The sequence below is a fragment of the Natrarchaeobius versutus genome (assembly GCF_041205745.1).
Lineage (GTDB): Archaea > Halobacteriota > Halobacteria > Halobacteriales > Natrialbaceae > Natrarchaeobius > Natrarchaeobius versutus.
The window spans coordinates 155884-180943 of record NZ_JBGFCC010000010.1; the positions used below are offsets into that span (position 1 = coordinate 155884).

Sequence of the window (25060 nt, forward strand, 5' to 3'; positions counted from 1 at the left end):
GGGAGTAAAACGTTGTTGCGATCGGTTTCGGTGTGACTCATCCGGGCCCACTCGAGCGCTCGTCGGACGCGTCGTGGATGGTATCTTTCGACGCGTCGTGAACCGTCTCCGAACGAGCGCCGAGACGGCCTCGAGTGTCGGAATCGTCGATCGTGACGAACGCGAACCGCGCACCGCCGTCGGCGCTCTCTCCAACCGAGACGGACCAGTCGTGTGCGTCGACGACCGTCTCGACGATCGACAGCCCCAGACCCGTGCCGTCGCCGCTGGTGTACCCCTCTCGGAAAATTCGGTTGCGCTGTTCGGCCGGAATCCCGGGGCCGTCGTCCTCGACGGCGAACCCGTCGTCCGTCCCGACCGCCGAGACGGTCACCTCGGTTCCCGCGTGTTCGATGGCGTTTCGAAAGAGGTTCTCGAACGCTTGCTGAAGCCGGCCCGGATCGCCGTCGACCGTTTCCAGATCCCTCGTTTTCAGTCGTGCATCCGCCGTCTCCACGGCGTCCCAGGCCTTTGTAGCCACGTTTTCGAGGTCGACCGGCCGACGCTCCTCGAGGCCGCCACCTTGTCGAGCGAGCGTCAGCAGGTCGTCGATCATCGTTTCCATGCGATTCGCGGCCACGGAGACGTCCTCGATGTGTGTCGGATCGCCCGTCTCCTCGATGAGTTGGGCGTACCCCGAAAGAACGTTGAGCGGGTTCCGCAGGTCGTGGCTGACGACCGAGACGAACCGCTCGAGCCGTTCGTTCTGTCGGGCGAGTTCACGTCTGCGTCGTTCGCGATCGAGCGTGTAGCCGACGAGTTCGCCGAGGGTCAGTACCTGCTGGCGCAACGAACGGGGCCAGGGTCGTCTGGCCTCCTGTTCGACGGCGAGAACGCCGATCAGCTCCCAGTCGACGACGATCGGAACGGCGAGCAAGGACTCCAGGTTTCGTTCCCGCAAGTACTGATGATCGTTAGGGTCCGGCGAAGTGGTCTCGCTTCGGTCGACTGGCGTTCCGAGGTTGCCGACGAACCCGTCCGGGACGTCGAAATCCAGATCGTCGACCTCGGCGGGCACGGCGTAGGGATCGAACGACTTCGAGAGCGTGTCGAAACCGGGAAACGCCGACGGCGAGACGGGATCGAGGTCGACCGACAGCTCCGAGTGACGGTCCCAGACGTGGGTTGGATCGAGCGTATCCTCGGCGCATTCGAACACCAGACACCGATCCGCGTCGAGCTGTTCGCCGACGAGCCGGAGCCCCCACTCGATTTCGATGTCGGTCTCGTCCGGCGCGGCACCCATCAGTGACCGAGAAATTTCGAAGACGGTCTCCCTGATGTCCGAGATCGATCTGTGATAGTACTCGTCGACCTGTGTTCGGAGGCGGTCCGCGTCGCGATCGTCGATCGGCCCCTCCTGTCGCCTCGAGACGAGTTCGACGGTCTCGACGTCGAGTAACGTACGGAGCACGGCCGGCTTCGGCGACGCGGCGAAGTAGACGACCGAGACGTCGGAGTGTGAATCGCGGACGTACTCGAGGAGGTCGACTACCCCGTCGTCGTCCAGATCGGACCCGACGATCAGACACTCCGTCTCGTCGTCGAGTGCGTCGCGAGCGGCCGATGCCGAGTCGGCGGTTTGCAGTTCGTAAGTCGACTCGAGTTCCTCGGCGATCCGTTTTCGGTTAGCCCCGAGCGCACTGACGGAGACGACGTGAAACGGGCGCCAGGGCCTCCCCGTCCCGCCGGATCGATCATCGTGTGATTCCTGTGGAGACTCGCGGTTCATCTCACACCTCCGATGTGCCGAACGGGTCCGGAGTGACCGTCCCTCGACAGTCGAACTGCGGGGTGTGAGGCCGCGATACAGGCCCCACCGTCGGATCGCCGACGTCGGATACGTCGTCGCCGATTCGAGCGACGGAGCTCGCGGGTGCTCGCGCCACCAGTCACGAAACCATGCCCCCGGCCTCGTCTCGCGGTCGAACGCACCATGTCCACGGCGTTCGACCCGCGAAAGACCACTGCACGGATGGCGATCAGCATCTTTCGCTCCATCCAACTCTCGTGATAGTAAGAAAGGTCGGCCAAATTACGATAAAGATAACGGCTATACGGACCGCCAGACCGGCGTCGTGAACGACAGCGAAACCGCAATCGGGGCGGGCGATCTCGCGGGACGAGTTACGGCCACACCGGAACTGACGGGTGGCAAACCGCCTCGAGGGTGGTGATTACACTGGCAAACCGGCAAACGCAAAGATTCCGGCGAATGGATCGCGAAGGGCGACCAGAAGGACGCCCGCAAGAACGACGACGATGGTCCAGACGATCATAATGTACATCACTTTTCGAACGAACTCCTCGTCGTCGGCGGCCATGAGTGACCCTCCGTTGCTCATACCGAGGCGTTTCAGCTACGCAGACATAATAGTAGCGTCGTTCGCCAACCGGTTCGGCCATCGTCTCGGCGACGATCAACCGACTTCCGGGAGTTCCCCGGCCCTCGTTTATAGTAACAACTGAAGCGATTCACACACTGGTCGCCGAACTCACGGGTCACGTTCGTTCCCCGTTCGCTTTCCCGCGGTTCTCGCTCACTTTGTTCGCTCACGGGTCGTTCCTCCCCGTTCGCATTCTCGCGGTTCTCGCTCATGGTTCGAAAATCGAAGATTTTCGTCATCACGAACGACCGCTGATCGTTCGAACGACTCCGTTCGCTCACGGGTCGTTCCTCCCCGTTCGCATTGACGCGGTTCTCGCTCACTCCGTTCGCTCCGAACCGCGCTCGCTCCGAACCGCGCTCGCTCCGAACCGCGCTCGTCTGGCGATCAGGTGTGCAATGACGTTCAGTGACTACTATAGCTTCGAGTTTGCGAGTGGGGCGGATCCTCGAACGACCCGGTCGACGGCGGATCGATCGGTTCAGCGACGGTCGGCAGATGAACGGTAACGGTCGTTCCGTCCTCGGTTTCGAACGTTAGATCGCCGCCCAGCATCCGCACACACCACGTCACGAGCCACAGGCCGAGTCCGCTCCCGTGCTCGAGGGCCGTCTCCTCGCCCCGCTCGAGAACGGATAGTTCGTGGTCGGGAATGCCCGGACCGTCGTCGTTGACCGCCACGGCCGCCATCCGGCCGTCGACGATCCCCTCGAAAGAGACGGTGACGACCGGCGCGTCGGCTTCCACGTGTTCGATCCCGTTTTCGACGAGGTTCTCGAACAGCTGAACGAACAGCTCCCGTTGTGTCCATAGAACGAGGTCCCCTGGAACGTCGATCTCGACGCGCCCCGCCGTCGTCGCCTCGGCTTCCGTCGCGATTTCCGTGAGGACGTCCTCGACGACGACCGTCGACGACGACTCCTCCATCGAGTCGAGCGCCTGTTCGAACGCCCACGCCTTCTCCGCCATATCGGCCAGGTCTGCGACGTTCGCCCGAGTCCGTTCGAGCGTTCCGCGTATCTCCTCGTCGTCCGTCCGGTCGGCCGCAATGTCGAGGTATCCCTCGACGACGTTCAGGTCGTTTCGCAGATTGTGTCGGAGGATCCGGTTGAGAATCTCGAGACGCTGTTCCCGTCGCCGTTGCCCGGTGATGTCCTGGACGAGAATCGTGTAGCCGACGCGAAGCTGGGAGGGATCGTGAAGCTCCGAGATCGAAACGGCCAGTTCCCGGAAACCGCCGGGGCCGGCGGCGGTGACGATCTGATCGCCGGCGGTCAGTTCGACGTCGAAGTCGATCGCGCTCTCGAGGCGCTCGCCCAAGACGGCCGGCGACGTCACGTCGAACGCCGCCTCGGCGGCGGGATTCAGATCGACGATCCGGTGTCGGGTGTCGACGACGACGAACGGGCTCTCGAGTTCCTCGATCGCGGACTGTTCGGCCGCCCGACGGGTCGTCGGATTGAACGTAAACATCCGCCCGCCGACGAAGGCGTACGCATCCAACACTGCGTGGGGGAGGAACATGATCGGCGCGAGGTTGAGTTGCGTCGCGGGTCCGAGTTCGAACAGCCAGACGAGGACGGCGATCCCGGGCGGAGCAGTACTGATCGCGACCGCGAGCGCTTCCGACCGGTAGAGCGGACCGTAGTTGACGACCGTCTCGACCAACAGGAGAACCCCGAACGAAGCGAACAGGGCCCCACTGAGGATCGCGACGTACGCCCAGATGCCGAACTCGTAGGAGACGGTCGCGGCGCCGAACGCCGGATCGAACTGAAATCCGGTCCAGACGAGACCGTGTGCCGGGTTGGTCACGACGAGTACCGTCGTCACCGCGGGAACGAGGGTCAACGCACCGAACCAGGGGGTGCGGACGAACGCGCCACGGCCGGTGTACTCGAGTGCGAACGCCAGAAACGTCAGTCCGATCCACGCCATTGCAATCCACGACGCAACCTCGAACAGCCACCGGACCGCGAGATCGAAGACGAGCAACGACAATCCGTACGAGAGACACCACGACGTCTGTGCCACGAGCGTCAACAGGAACCAGTTTGCGCCGGGTTTCCCGCGATGTTGCCAGAGATAGCCGAGAACCGCCGCCGTTCCGATCCCCGCGAGCACCGATCCGACCACGGGCCAGGGGAACGGTAACATATAGGTCAGACCTCTGAATACACGCTCTTTGGTGTTGTGGCCATCAGCACGGACGACGAACCCAGCGAATTGCGGTCCCGTCGGTCGGTTGTTCGCCTAAAGTCGGGGCCGTCCACTCCCACCGTCGGCCGACAGTTACACCAGCGAGGAGAACCGTTTCACCGACGGTAGGTCGATCGAACAACGACCGTCCGACCGGTCGCCGGGAACGACCGTCCGTGGTTCGACCGGGTTCCGTCGTCCCCGCCGTCACTCGAGTAACGGCTCGCCGGTCATCTCCGGCGGTCGATCGACGCCGATCGCTCGGAGGAGCGTCGGCGCGAGGTCGGCGAGCGTGCCGCCCTCGCGAACCGTGTAGCCCCCATCAGTTCCGTCGCTCACGGGTCGTTCCTCCCCGTTCGCGTTTTCGAGGTCGGTCCCCGAGCTCGCTCCGGGAGCCAGGTAGACGAACGGCACGTCGTTGTACGTGTGAGCGGTGTGTGGCTCCGCCTCCGTTCCCATCTCGTCGGCGTTGCCGTGGTCAGCGGTGATCAGGACGTGTGCACCCGCCGACTCGAGTTCGTCGACCAGGCGGCCGAGTTGTTCGTCGACAGCTTCGACGGCTTCGATCGCGGCCTCGTAGTCGCCGGTGTGGCCGACCATATCGGGGTTGGCGTAGTTGAGCACGAGCACGTCCGGATCGCCTCGCTCGCGGATCGTCCCTCCTCGTTCGCCGTTCAGAGACGCTTCCTCCGGTCGCGTCTCCCCCTGGATGAAAGCGATCGCCGTATCCGTCACCTCGGGCGCGCTCATCTCGGGTTGCAAGTCGTAGGTCGGCACGTCCGGGCTCTCGACGATCTCGCGGATCTCCCCGTCGAACTCGACCTCCCGGCCGCCATTCAAAAAGTAGGTGACGTGGGCGTACTTTTCGGATTCCGCGATCCGCAGTTGCGTCTTGCCCTCGTCGGCGAGTACCTCCCCGAGGACGTTTTTCGGTTGGTTCGGCGGATAGGCGACCGGGAGGTCGAACGTCTCGTCGTACTGGGTCAGCGTCACGACCTCGACGTCCGGTGGACTCGTCTCGAACTGGCCAGTCCAGTCTTCGGAGCGAATATCCGCGAGCATTCGGGTGAGCTGGCGTGCACGGTCCGACCGGAAGTTGAACCAGACGACCGAGTCGCCGTCCTCGAGCGCCGGTCGGTCCCGCTCACGACTTCGTCGGTCGCCATCCGAGGCGCTATGCGCCTCGCGAATCAGCGTCGGCTCGAGGAACTCGTCGGTCTCGCCGCGGTCGTACGACTGTTCGACCGCCTCGAGGGCCGACGCCGCCTCGTACTCCGCCTCCCGGTTTACGATCGCGTCGTAGGCGCGTTTCGTCCGCTCCCAGTTCTGGTCGCGATCCATCGCGTAGTACCGCCCGGAGACGGTGGCGACCTGACCCGTCCCGTACTCGTCGATCACCTCCTCGAGCGTCTCGAGGTACTTCCGACCCCCCGTCGGGGAGGTGTCCCGGCCGTCGGTGATGGCGTGGGTGACCGCCTCGACGCCGCGGTCGGCCGCCAGTTCGATCAGCGCGTGGAGGTGGTCCTGGTCGGAGTGGACGCCGCCGTCGCTGACCAGACCGAGGAAGTGGACGCGCCCATCACGGTCGCGCGCGTCGTCGAAGGCCGCGTTGATCGCGTCGTTCTCCCGGAACGATCCGTCGGCGATCGAGTCCGATATCCGGGTGTACTCCTGGTAGACGACCCGTCCAGCACCGATGTTGAGGTGGCCGACCTCGCTGTTGCCCATCTGTCCGTCCGGCAGACCGACGCGTCGACCGGCCACCTCGAGGCGGCCCGAGGCACCCGTCTCCGCGAGTCGGTCGAAGTTCGGCGTCTCGGCCGCCTCGACCGCGTTCCGGCCGTCGCCGGTACCGAGTCCCCAGCCGTCGAGTACGATCAGCGCAGCTTCCATATCCGAGGGATGCCCATCCTCGCCTAATTACCTATCGTTGTCGGCTGTACGCAACGCGGCGGTCGGCTTCCGGCCGCACGCGCGACAGCCGTCGTATCGCTACGGGAGAGGCGAACGATACGGACGATCGGTCGAGTCAGACGATACACAAGATATATGGCACCTTATTGAAGACTTTGGGAACGACGGCGAACTCCCTCCATACGGCCCTCGAACGGGCACGACCCGCCCGTTCGAACGCCACTCGGCTCGCCCCAACCCACCCGCCTCCACCCACACCCGCTCATCCGCCCCACTATGGTCCCCTCCCCGCTGTCGAGCACCCGGTCGAGACGCCTCCGTGAGGCGCTCGAGCGCCGATTCGGCATCGATCCGCGCGCGCTCGTCGCGTTCCGCATCGCGCTCGGCATCGTCCTCCTGTTCGACGTGCTTCACCGGGCTCGCCACCTGCGGGCGTTTTACACGGACGACGGCGTGTTGCCCAGGGACGTCGCTCTCGAGGCGTACGGTCTAGACGGCGTCTACTCGATTCACGCGCTGTCCGGCGGGGCGTCGTTCCAGGCGTTTTTGTTCGCCGCGACGGCGCTCCTAGCGGTCGCCCTGATCGTCGGCTACCGACCCAGACTCGCCGCCGGCCTCGCGGTGATTCTGGTCGTCTCGGTTCACGTCAGAAATCCCTACGTCCTGAACGGCGGGGATAGACTGTTTCGCGAACTGCTGTTCCTGGCGGTGTTTCTCCCGCTCGGCACCCGGTGGGCGACCGGCGGTCGGTCTGACGAACCGGCCGAACCCGTCGCGACGCCCGCGACCGCGGCCGTCTTGCTCTACGTCGTCGGCCTCCTCGCAAACAACGCGGTCCACAAACTCGAGGGGGAGACGTGGCTCGGTGGCGACGCGCTGGCCTACGCGCTGGCACAGGACCACGTGACGATCCTGCTCGGCAACTACCTCGCCGCACAGCCGATTGTGCTCGCGGTCGCCACGTACGTCTGGCTCGGATTACTGGTCGGCTCGCCGCTACTGTTCGTCCTCGCGGGGCGGTTCCGGATCGGCTACGTGGCCGTCTTCCTCGGGACAATCGCCGGCATGGCGCTTTCCGTCGCGGTCGGCCTCTTTCCGCCGCTTCTCGCGGCGTCGATCCTGCTGTTTCTCCCGCGGCGAGGTTGGGACGGCCTCGAGTCCGTCACGAGAGTCGCGACGGCGGCGGCCAGAGCCGCGAGCAAGCGGTTCCCCCCGAGGGCGCGACAAGCGGGGTGGCAGGCGAAACTGGGGGCCGCCGACGCGCGGCGATGGGCAACGGCACTCCAGCCGGGCACCCCGGGCCGGGGGGCGCTGGCCGGAGCCGGTACGCTCGAGCGTCTCCACGGGCCGACCGACCGCGTTCCCGGCCAGTACCACCGTGATCGCGTCCGCAGAGCGCTCGGACGAGTCCGCACGCGGGCTGGGCCCGTCGTCCACGCTTGCGTCCTCGTCGGTATCGTCGTGTGGACGCTCGGAACGTTCGGGTACGCACCCGTCTTCGAGTCGGTCGACGCCGCGGACCCCGAAGAACACCAGTGGGAGATGTTCGCACCCGATCCGACCGCGAGCTACGGCTGGTACACCGTCACAGCCGACCTCGAGGACGGCGGGGAACTCGACGTCCTCGGCGCGTCGGAACACTGGACGGCGCCGCCGCCCGACGCCGCCGAAACGGTTCCCGATTTCCGGTGGCGCCGCTACCTCGTCGCGCTCGACCGAAGCGACGTCCGCAAGGAGCAGTTCGCGGCCTCAGTCTGCGAACGGGTCGACGAACGACACGACGTGGCGGTCGAGCGCGTGACCGTGACCTACACGCATCAGCCGATCGAACTCGAGGGAGAGAATCCGGAACCCGACACGTACGCGATCGTCGAGAGCCGTTCGTGCTCGTGAGACGACCGATGGCCGACCGGAGACTGCGCTCGAAGAGACGGCGCGCCGAGTTCGAATCGTGCGCCGGCGAAATGGCGCTGGATTTTTGCGGGTGCGCTGGGAGCCATGGGGCATGACTCTCGATCCGGTCCACTTCGACGGCATCGCCCAGTTGGCGCGACGGATCGACCACGGGGCCGACGAGCGCGACCGCCGGGCGTTCGCCGAGACCGTCTGGGCGGAGTTTCTCGACCCGCTTCGTTCGGACGGGCGGACGATCCTCGAGCCGGTCGACGAGCAAACGCGTCGGCTCGTCGACTGCGAGGAGATCGCACTCGCTGAGCCCGAGTTCCCGACCGAGCACGGCCTCGACGCGGGGACGATCAACCCGACGACGTTCAAAAACGGCCTCGTGATCGACATCGCCCAGGCGGCGATGAGTTCGACGCCATCCGACCTCGAGTTACACCGGTCGCGGACCACCGTGATGACGGTTCACTCGAACGACGAGACGATGACCGTCGACGAGGCGTGGGGGAAGTTCGACGCGGGGTACAGTCGAAGTCGGGCGGTGAAGGTGCCACAGCTCCCCCGCTTCGCCGAGGGCGTCGTCCACGCGCTCGCGTTGTACCTCGCCGAGAGTAGACACGCCCTGGATCACGCCGAGGACGTTACCGATCTGCTCGTCCTCGACGGCCCGCTGTATCCCCGCGGATTGCTTCGCTGGACCGACCAGCACCCCGACCTGGCCGACCTCTTACTCGAGGATCCGCGGCCGACGACGGTCCTCGAGAACTACGTACGATTGGTCGAGGACTTCGTCGAACGGGACGTGCCGCTCGTCGGGTTCGTCAAGAACCCCGCGACGCGAGTCATCACGCGGACGCTGAAGTCCGACCGAAGCGTCGACGTTAGCGTCCCCTGGGCCGACGATACGGCGATGTTCACCCGCTTACTCGAGCGTGGCGAGTACGTCGACGACGTCGACGGCGACCGTTGGGAGCGTGAGACGTCCGCACTCTCGTACACGAACTGGTTTCGCTCGCGTGGCGGCGTCGACCGACCGCTCTCGATCGAGGGTGACGCACTCGGCGTCGAGCGTCGACTCGAGCCGGCGGCGTACGAGGTCACGTTCTTCGTCGTCTACGACCCACGGGACGACCTCGTCTACCGGATCGAAGCGCCGTACGCGTTCACCCGCGACCCCGAGGTGCGCGAGCGGTTGACGAGACAGTTGCTTCAGGACGTCGCCGTCGCCCACGGGCCACCGACGATCGTCGCGAAGGCGGACGAACTCGCACGAATCGGCCGCTCGGAGAAGCGATCACTCCGGGAGACCCTCGAGACGCAGTTCGATACGAGCCAGCGACGAAACTACGACGACCTCCGCTGGGAGGCCTAGCGCCCGCCGTCACCCGAAGTTTTCTGCCTCGATACTCCCGTCCTCGATTTCGAACTCGACGTGTGTGGGGTCGAGGCCAATCCGGGCGAACTGCGTCCTGATGTGTTCTTTGGCACACTCGAGGGCCTGCTCACGGGTGTCGAATCCGCGGGGCATCGGGGATTCGAACGCGAGATTGATCTCCCGATCGTCGACGACCTGGACCGTGCCTCCGCTCGAGACCTCGTAGAACTCGTCGCAGACCCAGACGTACGCGGCGTCTTCGTCCGGCGCGCCACGGAACGAGGGTGCCTGCTCACCCCGTTCGTACAGTGTTCCGGTCAGGTCGGTTCCGCCCGCCAGACCGCGTACGATGAGCATGCGTAATCGTACGGTCTCAGGACGCAAAAAGCCCGTGACCGAACGCGAGCGATGGAACGAGTCAGACGGTTTGCTGTCCCGATTTCCCGGCCCAACCGCTCCGGATCGCGGTGACGCCGAAAACGAGTTACTGTAACGGTATCCGGCAACGGCGATACGGACGGACCGCGGCAGTTTCGGCCCGCCCGATTCGATCACGGATGGCCCGATCGCACGAAGGGCGATTCGGAGCGACGACGCGCGAGCAGTGAGTGGCGAGCAACTCGGCCAGGTAATATAATCATTTATCGCCACAATACACCGTTCAAAACCGGGTATTCCCGGACTACGGGAGTTTTCATCGAATTACCGACCCAAATCGTTTTGGAAACGGGCTTATCCTCGTTGCACTGGTGTGTATCGATAATGAGTTCGGACGTTCACCGCGGCGGCGACAGCGCCCCCCTCGACAGCGTGCCGGCCGAGCGATACGAAATCCTCAGCCACCCGCGCCGTCTCTATCTCCTCGACGTCCTCAAGGAGGGTACTCGCCGCTCGCTTGCCGACCTGACGACGGAGTTGATCGATAGACAGTCCGTCGACGGCCCCGTCGGAAAAGCCCGCCACGAGGTCCGGATCGATCTCGTCCACAATCATCTCCCTCGTCTCGCCGATCACGGACTGGTCGACTGGAGCGTCGACGACGGCGTCGAACTCGTCGAGGAACCGCCGATTCGGACGCCCACACTCGAGGCGTTGATCGCGGCCTACGGTCACGAGTCGCTCGATCGACTGCTCGACCCCGCCCGCATCCACCTCCTCACGAAACTCGACTCCTCCGACCGCCCGGTCTCGCTCGAGCAACTCGCGGCCGCCCTCGCCGGCCACGGAACCGCGGGTCTCGGCGACACGACGGAATCGAAGATCGCCCTCCACCACAATCACCTTCCCGCGCTCGCCGACCTCGGCGTCCTCGAGTACGACCGCGAATCCGAACTCGTCACCCTCGCAGAAGAGGTCCCGTTTTACGCCTGATACGGATCGGCGTAACTGTTTACCGACGAAACAACGATTCAGTGTCGCCGGTACTGACTGACAGCAGTTCGTACGATCGGCGCTAATCGACGCCTAGAGCGCTGTGGGCGCCCTCGCAGGTCAAATCGGATTCGAGCAGTCGACGAAGACGACTATCGACCTCGAGTGACGACCATCTGCCTCGAGTGACGACCATCTGCCTCGAGTGACGTTCGTCCGACCGGGAGGGAAACGCGTTTTAGGAACCGGTCGGATTACATGAGTATGACCGATCTGGGCGACTTCGGCGAATTCGATGCCGATTCAGACGACTCGTCGCCGTCGTCGACCGCGAGCGCCGGCTCGAGCGAGGCCGAGGACGTGACGAACACCGACTCGAGCAGGGTCGACGACGCGAGCGTGAGCGACGAGTTCGAGCGGACGGCCGTCGAACCCCACGGCGACGACGTCGGAATAGGCGCCCTCTGTGTCTCCCAGGGCCTGCGCGTCGCCGAGGACGGCGAGGAGACCGCGTTGCGGGCGTACGTCACCCGAGGTAACCGATCGTCGATCCGTATCGGGAGCTATCTGCTCGCCCCCTACCCCGACGGGGAGACGCTATTCTGTCGGATCACCGCCCTCGAGTACGCCCAGCAGTACCACGCCGACGACGCCACGGAGATCCACGCCCGGCGAGCGATGCGTACCGACGAAATCGAGGAGGCCGACTACAAGTTCGTCGCCTCGCTCGAGCCGGTCGCCGTCCTGTATCAGGATGACGACGAGCTCAAACGGCGGATGACCGACCGCGTGCCGAAACCGCAGACGGTGATCCGCACGGCCGACGATACGGAGAAGATCAAGACCGGGCTCAAAATTCCCGACGAGGGCGTCTTTCTCGGCCACCTCTCGGTCGGCGGCGAGAAGGTGCGGACGGCCGCGACGCCGCCGACGATCGACTACCGGCTGAAAGACGACTACGACTCCGGCGATCCGCTCGTGTACAGACACACCCTGATCGCCGGCGGCACCGGATCGGGGAAGACCCACGGCGCGAAGAACGTCCTCCGGCAGTTCCTCGCGGACGAACGGACCTACCCCATGCCCGACGGCCGCCAAGTCGGCCCGGCGGTCGTCCAGTTCGACCCCCAGGACGAGTACGCCCAGATGCACGACGACAACCCCGATCTGGACGACGCGTTCGCTCGACGGCTCGAGCGCGAGGGGGTCGCCTACGGCGGCGTCGAGGAGACGACCGCGTTCGTCCCGAAGATCGGGTCGGCGACGTACTCGGCGGGTCACCACCGCGCGAAGCAAGTCGAGTTCACCATCCCCTTCTCGATGGTCCACGACAACCCCTGGCTGGTCGCGGGAAGCGGGCTGAACGACAACCAGTACGGCGCGCTCGTGAGCGTCCTCCTCCCGCGATTTCGGAGCCAGTACGGTGCCGGCGGTACGTACGAGGAGTTCACGACGTTCCTCGACGACCCCGCCCTGCGCGAGGAACTCGACGAGTCCGGACGGGTTCACGAGGCGACGTTCGACGCCGTCCGCCGACGCGTCCTCGGTTTCGGCCACGTCTTCGACCAGGACGCCCGGCCGATCACCGATCTGATCCACGAGTTCGTCCGCCCCGGCGGACTCACCGTCGTGCCGACCTACCACATCAACGATACGCGGGCGACCGAAGCCGTCGTCCTCGCACTCTCCTCGCTTTTGATCGACGAGAAGCTCTCGAACGATCCGAGCTACGACCGGATCAAGGAGACGCCGCTGATCCTCGGGATGGACGAGGCCCACAACTTTCTCACCGACGCCGACAGCGTCCAGGCGGGCAAGGTCATCAAAAAGTTCACCGAGGCCGCAAAGCAGGGCCGCAAGGAACGGCTCGGGCTCTTTCTCATCACGCAGGACCCCCAAGACATCGACGACGCCGTCTTCAAGCAGATCAACACCACCATCGTCCTCAACCTGGGCGACGAGGACGCCATCAAGAGCGTCAACATCCCCAGCAATCTCGAGTCGAAAGTGCCGTACATGGAGAAAGGGCAGATGGTCGTCTACTCGCCGGACAACTCCGAACCCGTCGAACTGATCGGCCTCCCACACTGTCTGACTCGCCACGGACGAGACTGATCGACGATGTTCGAGGACGCCATACGCTACCCGTTTCGTGGCGATCCAATCCGGCAGACGGCCGTCGGGGGCTTGCTCGTCCTCGGTTCGGTGTTCGTTCTCCCCGCACTCGTTCTCGCCGGGTACGGCGTTCGCGTCCTCGAGTCGACCCTCGAGGGCGAGACGGAGCCGCCACCGTTCGACTCGTGGTCGGATCTCGCCGCGTCGGGTGTGGTCGTTGTCGCGGTTTCAGCGGTGTATCTCCTCGGTCCGCTCGTCGTCGGCGCGGTCCTCGCCGCGCTCGTGGGGGCCGTCGGCTACTACGGGCTGACCGCACTCGCCCCGGTTCTCGCCGCCAGCGAGGCGCTCGTCTGGGGGACGAGCCTCGTCGCCGCTCTCCTCGCAGGTGCGGCGTTGCTCGCGTTCACCGCCGTCACGTTCGCGGTCTACTACGCCTTTCCCGCCGCCGTCGCGAACTACGCGAGGACGGGCCGAGTGCGTGGCGCGTTCGACCGCGAGGCGCTGTGGCCGGTCGTCACGAGCGGCGAGTACCTCCTCGCGATGGCCGTGTTACAACTCGTTCCGCTGGTCGTCCCGGTGCTCGTCGTCGGCGCCGCAATCACGCTGGTCGGACTCCTCCTCGTACCGGTGTTTCCGTTCGTGGGAGCTCTCCTCAGTCTGCGACTGATCGGCGTCGCCGCGACTGCGTCGACCGACGGCCGATCTGACGCCGAACGCGTTGCCGTCCGCGATCCGTCGGCCCGTCCCGGATAACGGGTCGAATTGAAAGCGCGATCCGGCGGGTGAGAACACGTCACGAGCCGCGGGCGCCAATATCGATTCAGCCCGGCACATATTTCATACAAATAATTACAATTTGAAAAAAGAATAAGACGTGCGAGTTCGTACGTGGAATAATGTCTAATTCGAGATGGCAGTCGATCGGTACTCGAGCGAGATGGTGCGATATCGAGGTACTCCGATGAGCGACGAAACGCCGCGATTCGGGTTGGGGACCTACGAAGCGGGTGATACGGAGTGGGATCACACCGACACCGTCGAGGCCGTAGACGAGTTCGCGGTCGGCCGCGGCTCGATCGAGAATCGACCGGACGAAGGTGCCTACGACGACGAACTCTACCTCGCGACCGACCAGCGCGTTCTCTGGCGCTGGGACGCCGGCGACGAGGACTGGCAACCGGCAACCGGACTCGGTACCGAGACCGATCCCCTACCGGGAACGGCCCACCTCGAGTCGCTCGAGGCGACGAGCGTGAACGACGTCGTCTACGTCGATCCCGACGGCGGCTACGACGAGTTGCAGTCGACGCTCGACGAGTACGGGGACGATCCCGTCACGGTCGTGATCCGACCCGGCGTCGTCGACGACGTCGCGGACAACCTCGTCGTTCCCGGAAACACGTGGCTCCGGGGCTCCGGAATGTTCGGGACCACGGTGTTGAAATTCGCAGACGACGCGAGCGGTGACCTATCCAACGCCGGTTTGGTACGGATCAAGGAGGACAACGTGGTCCTTTCCGACCTCGAGGTCGACGGAAACCGGGCGAACGTCGAAGACACGGGCGACGAGTACGGCTTCTTCTCGAGTGCGGCGAACAACATCCGCATCGAGCGGGTGTGGACCCACCACTGTCCGGGCTATGGCTTCGATCCCCACGCGACGGCCGGCGTCCAGACTAGCCAGCTCACGATCCGTGATTGCATCTCGAGTGACAACGGCCTCGACGGCTTTACCCTCGCAGGGCTGAAAAACGCGACGCTCGAGAACTGCGTCGGCGTCGACAACGACCGCCACGGCGCGAATCTGACCGACGTGGAGGGCGAGGATATCACCGTCTCGAACTGCGTGCTCGCTCGAAACGGCGGCGACGGACTCACGGTACAGGTCGGCGTCGACGGCGTCTCGATTACGGGGACGTCGATCAACGGAAACGCCAACAACGGGATACGATTGGGCTCGAGTACCGGCCCCGCGGAGAACGTCACGATCACGGGGAACGTCGTCCGGGAGAACGGCGAGTACGGAGCCAACCTCTCGCGTGCATCTAACGTATCGATTACGGACAACGTCTTCGAGGAGAACGTCACGGAGCGTGGAAACGCCGAAATATCGGTCCAGGAGAACGTCGATCCGAGCGGGTTCGTGAGCGCGATCGGCAACCAGCTCGTCGTCGGCGACGCGTCGTTCGGATTCGACGAACGCGGCGGGACGGGGCCGTCTATCGTCCTCGGAAACGTCGTCCGAGGCACGTATTCGACGGCAATCCGGTCTAGTCACGACGACTCCGAGGTGGCGGCGAACCTCACGTCCTGACCACGAGACGCCATTGAAGTCTCGCGGAGTGACACACCGTTGGGTCTCGCGGAGTGACACACCGTTGGGTCTCGCGGAGTGACACACCGTTGGGTCTCGCGGAGTAACATTGCCATCGAGCCGTGAGGAGGCTTCGCGGTCGCGGACGACCGGAGCACACTTGCCACGCCCACACGTTGCCCAACGCAGTGACAGACGACGTGACCAGCGAGTTCGCGTTCGAGCTTCGAACCTGTCGATGGGCCGAACGAAACTGGCCGCTCGACGGATCCGATGGTCGGGCGGTGTTCGTCGCCCGCCAACTGGGGACGAAACGCCGTCGGTTCGACACCATCGTCCTCGAGTGCGACCCCGACGGTCTCCGCGAGCGCGCGAACTTCGGCTCGGAACGCCTCGATAGCGACCTGCTTCACGTCGTCCGAAACGCACCCGCCGAGTGGGCGTACTACCGCGACGTTCTCCCTCACCCCGGCTACCCGTGGCGGTACGTCCGCGAGGCGATCCACCGCGCCGACGAACGGGGAATCCTCGAGACCCGGCGGGAGGGAAACCGCATCCAGATCCGTCGAAAGTGGCCCTACCCCGACTGGCTCGAGCGGCTCGTCGCCGTCGAGAACAAGCCGGATCTCGACGCGAGCGCCGCTCGAACCCTCGGCGCACAACTCGAGTACGACGTCGCGATGGCGCTCGCCGACGAGGTCTGGGTCGCCACGCGTCAGACCGGCGAACGCATCGAACCCGTCTTGCTCGAGGACCTCCCGATCGAAGCCGGCGTGCTCGCGCTCGAGCCCGACGCGCTCGCCGGTGAGGTGGAGTGGTACCCCCGAACGCTTCCGGTCGACGAACCGGGGACGCGAATTCTCGAGCGACCGGCGGGCGACGGCCGGGACGCATCCGCCGCCCGGTTCGAGTACGTCGACCCCGACGAGAAAGCGGCGATTCGGCTCGAGATCGCCGAGCGAGCCTACGAACGGGGCTGGCGGTCGTTCGTCGACACGATGCGGCCAGACTGTCGACACTTCCAGTTGCGAGCGAGCGACGGGAATCAACTGGTTCCGTACTGCGGTGCAAAGGAACGGATCCAGACCGCCGCCGAGTGTTCGAGTCGTTGTCCGGACCTCGAGCCCGAGCCGCCGATCTGGCGGACGAAGGGGTGGCCGATCGAGGGAGGGCCGGGAAAACGCTGTCGGCAGTTACTCGAGAAGCGACGACGGCGACGGCGGCCCGGTCTGTAACACGAGGGCGACGAGAAAGAGCCCGCTCGAGCGTCGTCAGTCGGAAACGCCGACCTCGAGGTCGGCCCTCGAGACGGCGAGTCGGAACGTCGGGACGGTCCGGTACTCGACTTCGACGACGCCCTTTCGACGAAGACTCTGGAGGTCCGAGCGGACGTCCTCGGCCTCGGCGTCGACGTCGAACTCGTCTCTGAGCTTGTGTAGGACCGAAACGACGCTTTCGGACTCCTCGTCGGGCCCAGCGAGTACCTCGACGATCCGCGCTTGTCGTTCCGGGACGCGGATTTTCGAGGGTGCGCCGCCTTCCTCGTCCCCACTTTCGACGCCCGGTTCGACGTCGACGAGGTCCGCCGCGTCGGCCGTCGCGCGGATCAGGCTGTTGTCGTCTCGGAAGTAGTACTCCTCCAGTTCACCCTCGAGGTACTGGTGAACCTCGCTCCCGCTTTCCATCCCCCACCGTTCCTGTAACTCGGCGTTTTTCGTCGGCTGTAGCTCCACCACGTCGGCCAGCCGTTCCGTGGCCTCCTCCGAGAGCGTCATCGTCGAATCGTACGCGGATCCGCTACTTTTGCGTTGCGTCCCGTCGCTCTCGGCGTCTGTTCAGTCCCGATGTCGATCGATTCGCACTGTCGGATCGCATTATCGTAGCCACTGAACGTCATTCCACACCCGACCGCGCTATTGCGGCCGCTGGAGAACTCCCACTCGAAGTGATGGTGAACGATACTGAACGTCATTGCACACCCGACCGCGCTATTGCGGCTGTCTCCGCTGGTTGGGGCCGCGAATTCGCGACCGGCGTCTCACTGACTGCTGTCCGACAGTCTCAGTCCCCGTCAATCACTTCCGACGAGCGGTACTGATGCGCTCGTCTCGAGGGTCTCCTCGATCTGGGTGTAGACCAGAATCGCGCCGACCGTCGCGAGGGCCGTCCCAAAGACGAACGGAATCGCAAAGCCGTATTCGATGAGCGCGCCGGAGGCAAGTGGCCCGACGGCGATGCCGAAGCCAAAGGCCATGGTCAGTATCGAGAGCTTCGACCCCGATTCGCCCTCCCCCGCGAGATCGCCCGCGAGCGCGAGCGACGGGGCGAACACCATCGCGCCCGCGACCCCCTGGATCAGTCGGGCGAGAAACATCGTCTCCGAACTCGTCACGAACCCTTGTGCGAGCGTCGAGGGGATCAACAGGAGCATGCCGCCGACGATGAACGGGCGTCGACCGTACCGATCGCAGGCACGCCCGATCGGCGTCTGCAGGAAAATCTGGGCGATGATGAACGCGGCGAACTGGAGGCCAAACCAGGTCGATCCCTGCGCCAAGCGGACGTTCACCTGTGGCTGAATCGTCGCGAGCAACGCGATCGACGCGGCCATAAACAGCGAGGCGACGCCCAACGTAAAGATCGGATCGAGCAGGTGTTTACCCGAGGGATCGCGGACCGCGATCGAGAGGTCGGCACCCGCGTTGGCCTCCGTCGCCTCGGGATCGGTGATCAGCACGGTCACGAGCAGGTAGCTGATGGCGGCCGTGATCGCCGCGATCGAAAAGGCGGCCTCGAACCCACTCACCGTTAAGGCGGGAAGTGAGTACGGACCGACGGTCAGGGCGGGGATCGAGTACGGGCCGAGGTTGACGACGGCTCCGGCCGCGACCGGCCCGGCACCGAAGCCGACCAGTCGAAACGTGTTGTAGACGCCCATGTTTCCACCCCGGTCGTCCGTCGTCGCGAGTTCGTTGACGAGCGCGATCGATGCCGGAACGATAAACGCCACGCTCACCCCCTGGAGCCCGCGAATCACCACGAGCGAGAGATACGACTCCGCGAGCAGGTACGCCAGGTTCGTCGCCGCGAGACCGCCGAGTCCGAGCAGGATAAAGGGCTTTCGCCGACCGATTCGATCGGAGAGGCGACCCGTAAACGGCTGGAAACTACTGTTGAGAAAGCCAAAGATCGAGAGAACGATGCCGATGATCATCGCCTCCTCGAGACCGAACGTCGCACCGGCGACGACGTCGCTCGCGACGTAAAGTGGGATGACGATGATCAGAAACGAGTTGCCGATTCCGTCGGCCATCCGTGCGAACGCGAGCGCGAGCACTCGACGATCGACGACGAACTGCGCGACGATCCGACGGAGGATCTCCCGCATCGGTCAGTACCTGGGCCGGCCCGCCCGATTAGTATTTCGAATCGAAATACACGGATTCCGTCCGTCGAGCGGACACTCACTCGAACCAACGACGAACTACAAGGACTCCGCCGTTGTCGGTTGAGCCGTGACCGGGGAGATCAAACTCAACGAAGTCGAATCGGCGTTCGAACGCCTCGAGTACCCCGTAACGAACGACGCGGCGGCGGCGGAGTTCGACGACGTCACGCTGTTGCTCGCGGACGGCGAGCGGAATCTCGGCTCGCTCATCGAGACCAGTGACGCCGAACGCTTCGAGTCGACCGACGACTTAGAGACCGAACTCCACAACGTCTTGCCTCGAGAGGCGGTGGGGGAGCCGTTTCAGTCGGAAGGTGAAGGGTGAGTTCGAGCGGATCAGTGGGGGGTCGGTGGCGACGGATGAAGACAAACGCGTCGCTTAAGTGACCTGGCCGCCGTAGCCCGGATACCATGGAATTTTGCGACGAGTGCGGTTCGATGATGAAAGCCGAAGACGGCATCTGGGCGTGTGGAAGCTGTGGCTTTACGAAGCCGAAAGGCGACGCCGACCAGTACACCATCACCGAAAATCAGGAAGCCAGCGAGATCATCGAATCCTCCGAGGAGACGTCGCTTCCGGAAACGAACGCACACTGTCCGGAGTGTGGCAACGACCGCGCTTACTGGTACATGCAACAGATCCGTTCGGCAGACGAGTCCGAGACGCGGTTTTTCATCTGCACCGAGTGTGAGTACAAGTGGCGCGAGGACGATAACTAGTCGCTTTTCTCCGGATACCGATCACTCGAGAACGCTCACACCCGCAGAAGTTACCACGATGTGAACGCCTCGGATCTCGAAGCGAACTTCGACGGGGATCGAGGAATCGATCATCAGTCGCTCGAGCGCCTCGACGTCGACGTCGTCGTAGAGTCGATACTCGTCGCGATCGTAGCCATAGGCTTCGAGTGTGTCGACTAGTTCCGCGAGAACGGAGTCGGACGAATCCGATCGGTTCGGCGACGAGTCGGTCATCGAGAAACACGGATAGGGATGTGTTCTACCGTATTAGAGATTTCTAGTAGTCTAGCGGATCGTAACGACTGTGTAGTTGACTATCCGCGTGTTCGATACTATCGGAGACGGGAACGTTGATCATGAGACTGGACGCCGACTGGATGTCGCGTGCGGACGATCGGGTGATGGAACACCTCGCGGACGCCGGCCCGGATACGCCAAAGGAGATGGCCGACAGCGGCCGCGTCCGCTTTTCGAGACAGCACATCAACGCCCGGTGTAAGACGCTCGTCTCGCACGGACTGCTCGTCCACCTCGGCAACGGCGTCTACGACGTCACACGTGAAGGAGAGCGATACCTGGCGGGAGAACTCGACGTTCGAGAACTCGAGGCGGAGTAAGTCGGTCGAGGCGAGGGCACCACTGCCCGACGGCCAAGGTGTGGTCGACACTGTCCGATGGTCAGTCATCACCCTCGAGTGCGGGCGGGGAGAGAATCGTCTCGACGAATACTATAATTGACCTCGTCTACGCGTTGGCGTATGGGTCTCGTCGCCGAATACGAAATATCGTGTGAACACCTCCCGCTCGTCGAGGTCGCAACGGCAGTCCCCCGGGCCACCCTCGAGGTCGAGATCGGCCCCGATCAGGGCGGCCATCCGCCGTTTATCGTCTACGCGATCGAGGGGGAGTCAGACGCCGTCGCGCAGGCGTTCGATGACGCCGCGTTCGTCGCGTCGTACACCCCGGTCGGACGAGCGGCGGGAGCCGATCGGTACAAGATACAGCCGGCGATCGGCATGGACGCGCTACTCGGCGACCACGTCGACGACCTCTCGGCGCTTCGCGAACTCGCCAGGACCGACTCCGCGATCGACCGGATCCGGGTCACGGAAACCGGCTGGATCCAGACCGGCTGGTTCGCAGACAGGGAGACTCTCGAAGAGTTCCGGGAGTTCTGGGTACGAAACGGAGGATTCACGCTTCGCCGGCTCACTCCCGACGGCGACGCTCGAGGCACTGGCGACGGCCTGACTGATCCACAGTTCGAAGCGCTTCGGACCGCCTACGAGATGGGGTACTTCGACGTCCCGCGGACGGCGTCGCTGTCCGACGTCGCCGAGGAACTCGGGATCACCGCGCCGTCGCTGTCCGAACGGCTCCGCCGGGCGCAGACCCACCTCGTCGCGACCACCGTCGTCCCGGCCGCCGTACAACGTCGACACTGAGGATCGACGACCCCATCTATCGAACCTCGGCTTTCCAGGCCACAGAGAGAAGCCTGCCGGCGATCGCACCCGTAAGCAACGCGAACGACAGGAGGATCACCACCGCAGGGATGACGGTGTTCCAGAATCCTGCGAACGCGTTCACCTCGAGCACCACCATCACGTCCTTACCGAACAGCACGGCTCGCACCCCGTCGACGCCGTAGGTGACGGGGTTCGCGACTGCGACCGTCCGAATCCAGCCCGGGAGCACCTCGAGTGGTAAGAAGGCACTCGAGACGAACAACAGCGGAAAGGTGAGCAGGTTCGCGATCAGGATCGTCGCCTCCTCGTCGCGGGTGACGAGCGCGACGACGTTGGAAAACGCCACGAAGACGAGCCCGAAGACGATCGTGACGGCGAGGATTCCGACGACGCCGAGCAACCCGGTCTCGACGTAGGAACCGACGGGTTCGCCCGTCGAGTAGCGGAACACGACGTAACCGAGCGCGAGGATGATCAGCGTCTGGACGGCGATCCGGATCAGCTCCGAGAGCACCTTCCCCAGCAACATCGCGCCGCGATTCATCGGCGAGACGAGGATCGCATCGAACATTCCCGTCTCCATCTCCTTGACGAGCCCGATACCGGAGACGGCGGCCGCCGCCAGCGCCGATTGAATCACGATCGCCGGCGTGAGAAACGCGACGTAGCTCACGTCTTCGCCGTAGACCTGCGCGAGCGGGCCGTCCGCGACGACGCCGAAGACCGCCGCCAGCAACACGAAGAAGACGACCGGCTGGACGAGCGAGGAGAACGTGACGAATGGACTCCGCGAGGTTTTGACGAGCCAGCGCTTCAGCGAGAGCGCAACGTCGGCGCCGAATCCGTTCCCCGCGTTTCGCGTCACCGCTCGAGACGAGTCTCTCGAGATGTTGGCGGCCGACTCGTGGCTCGAGGTGCCAGCCGCCGACTCGTGGCTCGAGGAGTCGTCAGGCGCCCCGTCGATCGAACTCATTGCGGCACCTCGCGGTCGACGGCAGCGTCTCGATCGGGTTCGTCGATCACGACGTCTCGCTCCGATTCGTCGACCGCGACGTCTCGACCGGGTTCGACGGCGTCGGACCGTTCGCCGGTCAGCGAGAGAAACACGTCGTCGAGCGTCGGCGATCGGACGCCGAAACCCGTTACCCGAACGTCGGCCTCGTGGAGCGCGACGAGGAGGTCGTGGGCGCCGGCTCTCGCTCGTTCGGCGACGATCCTGAGCCCATCGTCAGTCCGCTCGACCACCGGATTCTCGAACGCCGCGGTCTCTTCGGCGAGACGCGCCGCGCGCTCGCGGTTCCGATCGGATGCGTCCGCGATCTCGAGGGTCAACACGTCGCCACCGACCCGCGACTTGAGCGCCGAGGGGGAGTCGGTCGCGACGATTCGTCCGTCCCGGATCACGGCGATTCGATCGCAGAGCTGATCCGCCTGGGCCAGGTACTGCGTCGTGAGGAAAACTGTCGTTCCGGCGTCGTTGAGCGACTGGACGTACTCCCACAGACGGATCCGTGCCTCGGGGTCGAGGCCGGTCGTCGGCTCGTCGAGAAAGACGAGCGGCGGCCGATGGACCAGTGCGGTGGCCGCGTCCAGGCGCTTTCGCATCCCGCCGGAGAACGTCGATGTCCGTCGATCAGCGACGTCCTCGAGCCCGACGATCGAGAGTAGTTCTGCGATTCGCCCGCTCCGATCGGCTTTCGGGACGCCGTACAGCCGGCAGGCGAACCGGAGGTTCTCGCGGGCGGTCAGCTCCTCGTCGACGGCCGTCTCCTGGGCCATGTAGCCGATCGATTCGCGGACGGCCCTGGGGTCGGTTCGTACGTCCAATCCGTCGATCGAGACGGACCCCTCTGTCGGGTACAGAAGCGTCACGAGCGCCCGTATCGTCGTCGTCTTTCCGGCGCCGTTGGGGCCGAGAAACCCGAAGAACTCGCCGGGTTCGACCTCGAGTGAGACGCCCCTGACCGCCTCGGTTCCGTCCTCGTAGGTGACGCTGACGTTCTCCGCGTCGATCGCGAGCGGTCGGTTCGACGTCGATTCGATCCGTGAACCGACAGGTCGAGCAGATTTCATGGTGGACTCGAGAAGTAGAGCGGACCGCGGGTAGGGCCGTCCCTAATCTGTGAGGCACCCCGTGGTCACTACGCTGTGAGCCACCCCTCGATCACTCACGGACGCACGAGCGCGGAGGAACGCAAACGAACGCGAACCGTGGCTCTCGACGGACGAAGCGATGGCAAAACGAAGTCTTCGATACGTAAATCGCGGATAGAACGGACGCCTCGGTCGACGCAAGTCGGTCAGACGTTCCGGGCGATCGTCAGGTAGCCCGTGTGTCCGACCGGCGCCGTCGAAGGCCTCGAGCCGCGGTCGTCGAACTGCATCTCGCGCTGGATCGTTTCGCGCGTGCGAACGTTCGACAGCCCCGACTCGTGGGCGGCCTCGACGACCGCTCGAGTCGACTCGATGAACGGGCTGTAGACCGCGACGAACCCGCCGTCGACGAGGAGGTCGGGGGCGTGTCCGACCACGTCGGCCGCGTCGCCCGTATCGAGCGTGAGGACGTCGAACGAGGACGGCTCGAGGCCCTCAAGTTCCTCGCGGAGGTCGCCGGTTCGAACGTCGACCGCCTCGACGACACCGCCGAGTGCCATGTTCTCGCGGGCGACGTCGGCGAACTCGGGGTCGCGCTCGTAGGTCATCACCTCGGCGCCGGCGCGGGCCATCGACGCCGCGAGCACGCCCGTCCCGGTTCCGGCGTCGAGGACGCGGTCGCCTCTCGAAATGCCGGTCTCACCGATCACCAGCCCGACGTCACGGGGCACCATCGGTGCGCCGGTGCGCTCGAAGTGATGGAAGAGATCCGGCCCTCGTAGTCGGCGCACCTCGAACGCGTCACCGAGGTGTGTCTCGACGGTTTCGCCCGGCTCGACGTCCGCCGGCACCTCGAGGACGCCGAGGTCGGTTCCCATCTCCTCGCCGGGTTCGACGAGAAACTCGCGGTCGTCACAGACGAGCAAGACGGGAACGCGGTCGCTCCGTTCTTCGTCGTCGGTGGCCGCGTCCTCCTCTCCGGCCGTCTCGGCGTCGGTCTCGTCGCTCACGCAGTTACTCGAGGTCGCCGATCGCGGCGGCGAGGTCGCCGTCGTTGTCCTCGAGTGCCGCGCGGGCCTCGTCCTCGCTGACGTCGGCACGGGTCGCGACGAGTTCGACGTCGTCGTCGGGGATCGCACCGGCCGCATCGACGTCGTCTTCGCCGCCAGCGTCGGCGCTTCCGGCCTCGACTTCCTCGGGGGAGCCGATGATCTGGTAAGTCTCCTGACCGCGGGCGTCCATCTTGGTAACCTCCGGATCGCCGAAGACGAGGTCGTACTCCTCGGTCCGGATGATGACCTCTTCGGCGTCGATATCGTCGACGTCGATCCCCATCTGTTGCATCATCTGTTCCATCTTGCGCGGGTTGAGTCCGCCGCCGCCTCCTCCAAACATACCAGATACGTCGACACCCGCAACCTTTTACCCTGCGGTCTTCACCGCAGTTGGATTTCTCGGAACCCCCGATCGTTACGTCGAATTTGTGGTTGAAATTGTCCACCGTATACGTTATACTTTTATTCATCGAGCACACGGTGTTACTCGAGATGACGAAGCTGAGCGACTGGAGTCGGGAGCATCTGGAAAAAGCGTTACAGAGCGACGATCCGTCCGAGAAGGATTTCTACGTTCGACAGGTGATACAGGCAGAAGGCGTAGACCACCTTCCAAACGGGATCGAAAAGAAGTGAG

The 25060-nt window shown here is 64.6% G+C and carries 24 protein-coding genes; 12 read left to right on the forward strand and 12 right to left on the reverse strand.

Annotation, left to right across the window (positions count from 1 at the left end; translation table 11 throughout):
* Positions 1-37 precede the first annotated feature (37 nt).
* The 4 genes from AB7C87_RS20445 to gpmI form a co-directional block, all read right to left on the reverse strand.
* Positions 38-1771 (reverse strand): GAF domain-containing sensor histidine kinase, encoded by a 1734-nt coding sequence (locus AB7C87_RS20445; protein ID WP_369731360.1) that lies wholly within the window; start codon positions 1769-1771, stop codon positions 38-40.
* A 445-nt stretch (positions 1772-2216) separates the two neighbouring features.
* Entirely contained in the window at positions 2217-2384 is a 168-nt protein-coding gene (locus AB7C87_RS20450) for a hypothetical protein (protein WP_369731361.1), read from the reverse strand.
* Between the two features lie 447 nt (positions 2385-2831).
* Positions 2832-4583 (reverse strand): sensor histidine kinase, encoded by a 1752-nt coding sequence (locus AB7C87_RS20455; RefSeq protein ID WP_369731362.1) that lies wholly within the window; start codon positions 4581-4583, stop codon positions 2832-2834.
* A gap of 249 nt (positions 4584-4832) precedes the next feature.
* On the reverse strand, positions 4833-6518 hold the full coding sequence (gene gpmI / locus AB7C87_RS20460) for a 2,3-bisphosphoglycerate-independent phosphoglycerate mutase (RefSeq protein ID WP_369731363.1): 1686 nt from the start codon (positions 6516-6518) through the stop codon (positions 4833-4835).
* 297 nt (positions 6519-6815) lie between these two features.
* Between gpmI and AB7C87_RS20465 the strand changes: the two genes are divergently transcribed.
* Both AB7C87_RS20465 and AB7C87_RS20470 read left to right on the forward strand, forming a co-directional pair.
* Entirely contained in the window at positions 6816-8432 is a 1617-nt protein-coding gene (locus AB7C87_RS20465; protein ID WP_369731364.1) for an HTTM domain-containing protein, read from the forward strand.
* Between the two features lie 112 nt (positions 8433-8544).
* Entirely contained in the window at positions 8545-9813 is a 1269-nt protein-coding gene (locus AB7C87_RS20470) for a DNA double-strand break repair nuclease NurA (RefSeq protein ID WP_369731365.1), read from the forward strand.
* A 9-nt stretch (positions 9814-9822) separates the two neighbouring features.
* On the opposite strand, the gene AB7C87_RS20475 is transcribed toward AB7C87_RS20470, so the two are convergent.
* Positions 9823-10173, reverse strand: a complete 351-nt coding sequence (locus AB7C87_RS20475; protein ID WP_369731366.1) for a DUF7113 family protein — start codon at positions 10171-10173, stop codon at positions 9823-9825.
* Positions 10174-10578: 405 nt separating this feature from the next.
* On the opposite strand from AB7C87_RS20475, the gene AB7C87_RS20480 reads away from it, so the two are divergent.
* The 5 genes from AB7C87_RS20480 to AB7C87_RS20500 all read left to right on the forward strand — a co-directional run bounded on the left by AB7C87_RS20480 (position 10579) and on the right by AB7C87_RS20500 (position 16851).
* On the forward strand, positions 10579-11187 hold the full coding sequence (locus AB7C87_RS20480; protein ID WP_369731367.1) for a DUF7344 domain-containing protein: 609 nt from the start codon (positions 10579-10581) through the stop codon (positions 11185-11187).
* 264 nt (positions 11188-11451) lie between these two features.
* Entirely contained in the window at positions 11452-13302 is a 1851-nt protein-coding gene (locus AB7C87_RS20485; protein ID WP_369731368.1) for an ATP-binding protein, read from the forward strand.
* Positions 13303-13308: 6 nt separating this feature from the next.
* Complete coding sequence (locus AB7C87_RS20490) at positions 13309-14055, forward strand: DUF4013 domain-containing protein (RefSeq protein ID WP_369731369.1); 747 nt, start codon at positions 13309-13311, stop codon at positions 14053-14055.
* 208 nt (positions 14056-14263) lie between these two features.
* Complete coding sequence (locus tag AB7C87_RS20495; RefSeq protein WP_369731370.1) at positions 14264-15616, forward strand: right-handed parallel beta-helix repeat-containing protein; 1353 nt, start codon at positions 14264-14266, stop codon at positions 15614-15616.
* 188 nt (positions 15617-15804) lie between these two features.
* Complete coding sequence (locus AB7C87_RS20500) at positions 15805-16851, forward strand: DUF5787 family protein (protein ID WP_369731371.1); 1047 nt, start codon at positions 15805-15807, stop codon at positions 16849-16851.
* 36 nt (positions 16852-16887) lie between these two features.
* On the opposite strand, the gene AB7C87_RS20505 is transcribed toward AB7C87_RS20500, so the two are convergent.
* Together AB7C87_RS20505 and AB7C87_RS20510 are read right to left on the reverse strand one after the other, a co-directional pair.
* Positions 16888-17391, reverse strand: coding sequence for a DUF5797 family protein (locus AB7C87_RS20505; protein WP_369731372.1), 504 nt, complete (start codon positions 17389-17391; stop codon positions 16888-16890).
* A gap of 296 nt (positions 17392-17687) precedes the next feature.
* Positions 17688-19004 (reverse strand): MFS transporter, encoded by a 1317-nt coding sequence (locus AB7C87_RS20510; protein WP_369731373.1) that lies wholly within the window; start codon positions 19002-19004, stop codon positions 17688-17690.
* Between the two features lie 127 nt (positions 19005-19131).
* Here AB7C87_RS20510 and AB7C87_RS20515 point away from each other — a divergent pair, with 127 nt between their 5' ends.
* Together AB7C87_RS20515 and AB7C87_RS20520 are read left to right on the forward strand one after the other, a co-directional pair.
* Complete coding sequence (locus AB7C87_RS20515; protein ID WP_369731374.1) at positions 19132-19389, forward strand: DUF5789 family protein; 258 nt, start codon at positions 19132-19134, stop codon at positions 19387-19389.
* 86 nt (positions 19390-19475) lie between these two features.
* Positions 19476-19784, forward strand: a complete 309-nt coding sequence (locus AB7C87_RS20520) for a transcription factor S (RefSeq protein WP_369731375.1) — start codon at positions 19476-19478, stop codon at positions 19782-19784.
* A gap of 21 nt (positions 19785-19805) precedes the next feature.
* Here the strand turns inward: AB7C87_RS20520 and AB7C87_RS20525 are convergent, their stop codons facing one another.
* Positions 19806-20039 (reverse strand): HalOD1 output domain-containing protein, encoded by a 234-nt coding sequence (locus tag AB7C87_RS20525; RefSeq protein ID WP_369731376.1) that lies wholly within the window; start codon positions 20037-20039, stop codon positions 19806-19808.
* 122 nt (positions 20040-20161) lie between these two features.
* Between AB7C87_RS20525 and AB7C87_RS20530 the strand changes: the two genes are divergently transcribed.
* Entirely contained in the window at positions 20162-20422 is a 261-nt protein-coding gene (locus tag AB7C87_RS20530; protein WP_369731377.1) for a MarR family transcriptional regulator, read from the forward strand.
* A gap of 141 nt (positions 20423-20563) precedes the next feature.
* Positions 20564-21250: a helix-turn-helix domain-containing protein gene (locus AB7C87_RS20535; protein WP_369731378.1), complete on the forward strand. Its 687-nt coding sequence runs from the start codon at positions 20564-20566 to the stop codon at positions 21248-21250.
* Between the two features lie 16 nt (positions 21251-21266).
* Here AB7C87_RS20535 and AB7C87_RS20540 read toward each other — a convergent pair whose 3' ends face one another.
* The 4 genes from AB7C87_RS20540 to AB7C87_RS20555 form a co-directional block, all read right to left on the reverse strand.
* The gene (locus AB7C87_RS20540; RefSeq protein ID WP_369731379.1) at positions 21267-22247 is read right to left on the reverse strand and encodes an ABC transporter permease; all 981 of its coding nucleotides are present in this window, start codon (positions 22245-22247) and stop codon (positions 21267-21269) included.
* On the reverse strand, positions 22244-23347 hold the full coding sequence (locus AB7C87_RS20545) for an ABC transporter ATP-binding protein (RefSeq protein ID WP_369731380.1): 1104 nt from the start codon (positions 23345-23347) through the stop codon (positions 22244-22246). Before AB7C87_RS20545 ends, AB7C87_RS20540 begins: the two co-directional genes overlap by 4 nt.
* Before the next feature lie 227 nt (positions 23348-23574).
* Entirely contained in the window at positions 23575-24378 is an 804-nt protein-coding gene (locus AB7C87_RS20550; RefSeq protein WP_369731381.1) for a methyltransferase domain-containing protein, read from the reverse strand.
* 4 nt (positions 24379-24382) lie between these two features.
* Positions 24383-24763, reverse strand: a complete 381-nt coding sequence (locus AB7C87_RS20555; protein ID WP_369731382.1) for a nascent polypeptide-associated complex protein — start codon at positions 24761-24763, stop codon at positions 24383-24385.
* 152 nt (positions 24764-24915) lie between these two features.
* Between AB7C87_RS20555 and AB7C87_RS20560 the strand changes: the two genes are divergently transcribed.
* Entirely contained in the window at positions 24916-25059 is a 144-nt protein-coding gene (locus AB7C87_RS20560; protein WP_369731384.1) for a hypothetical protein, read from the forward strand.
* The last annotated feature ends 1 nt before the right edge of the window (position 25060 follow it).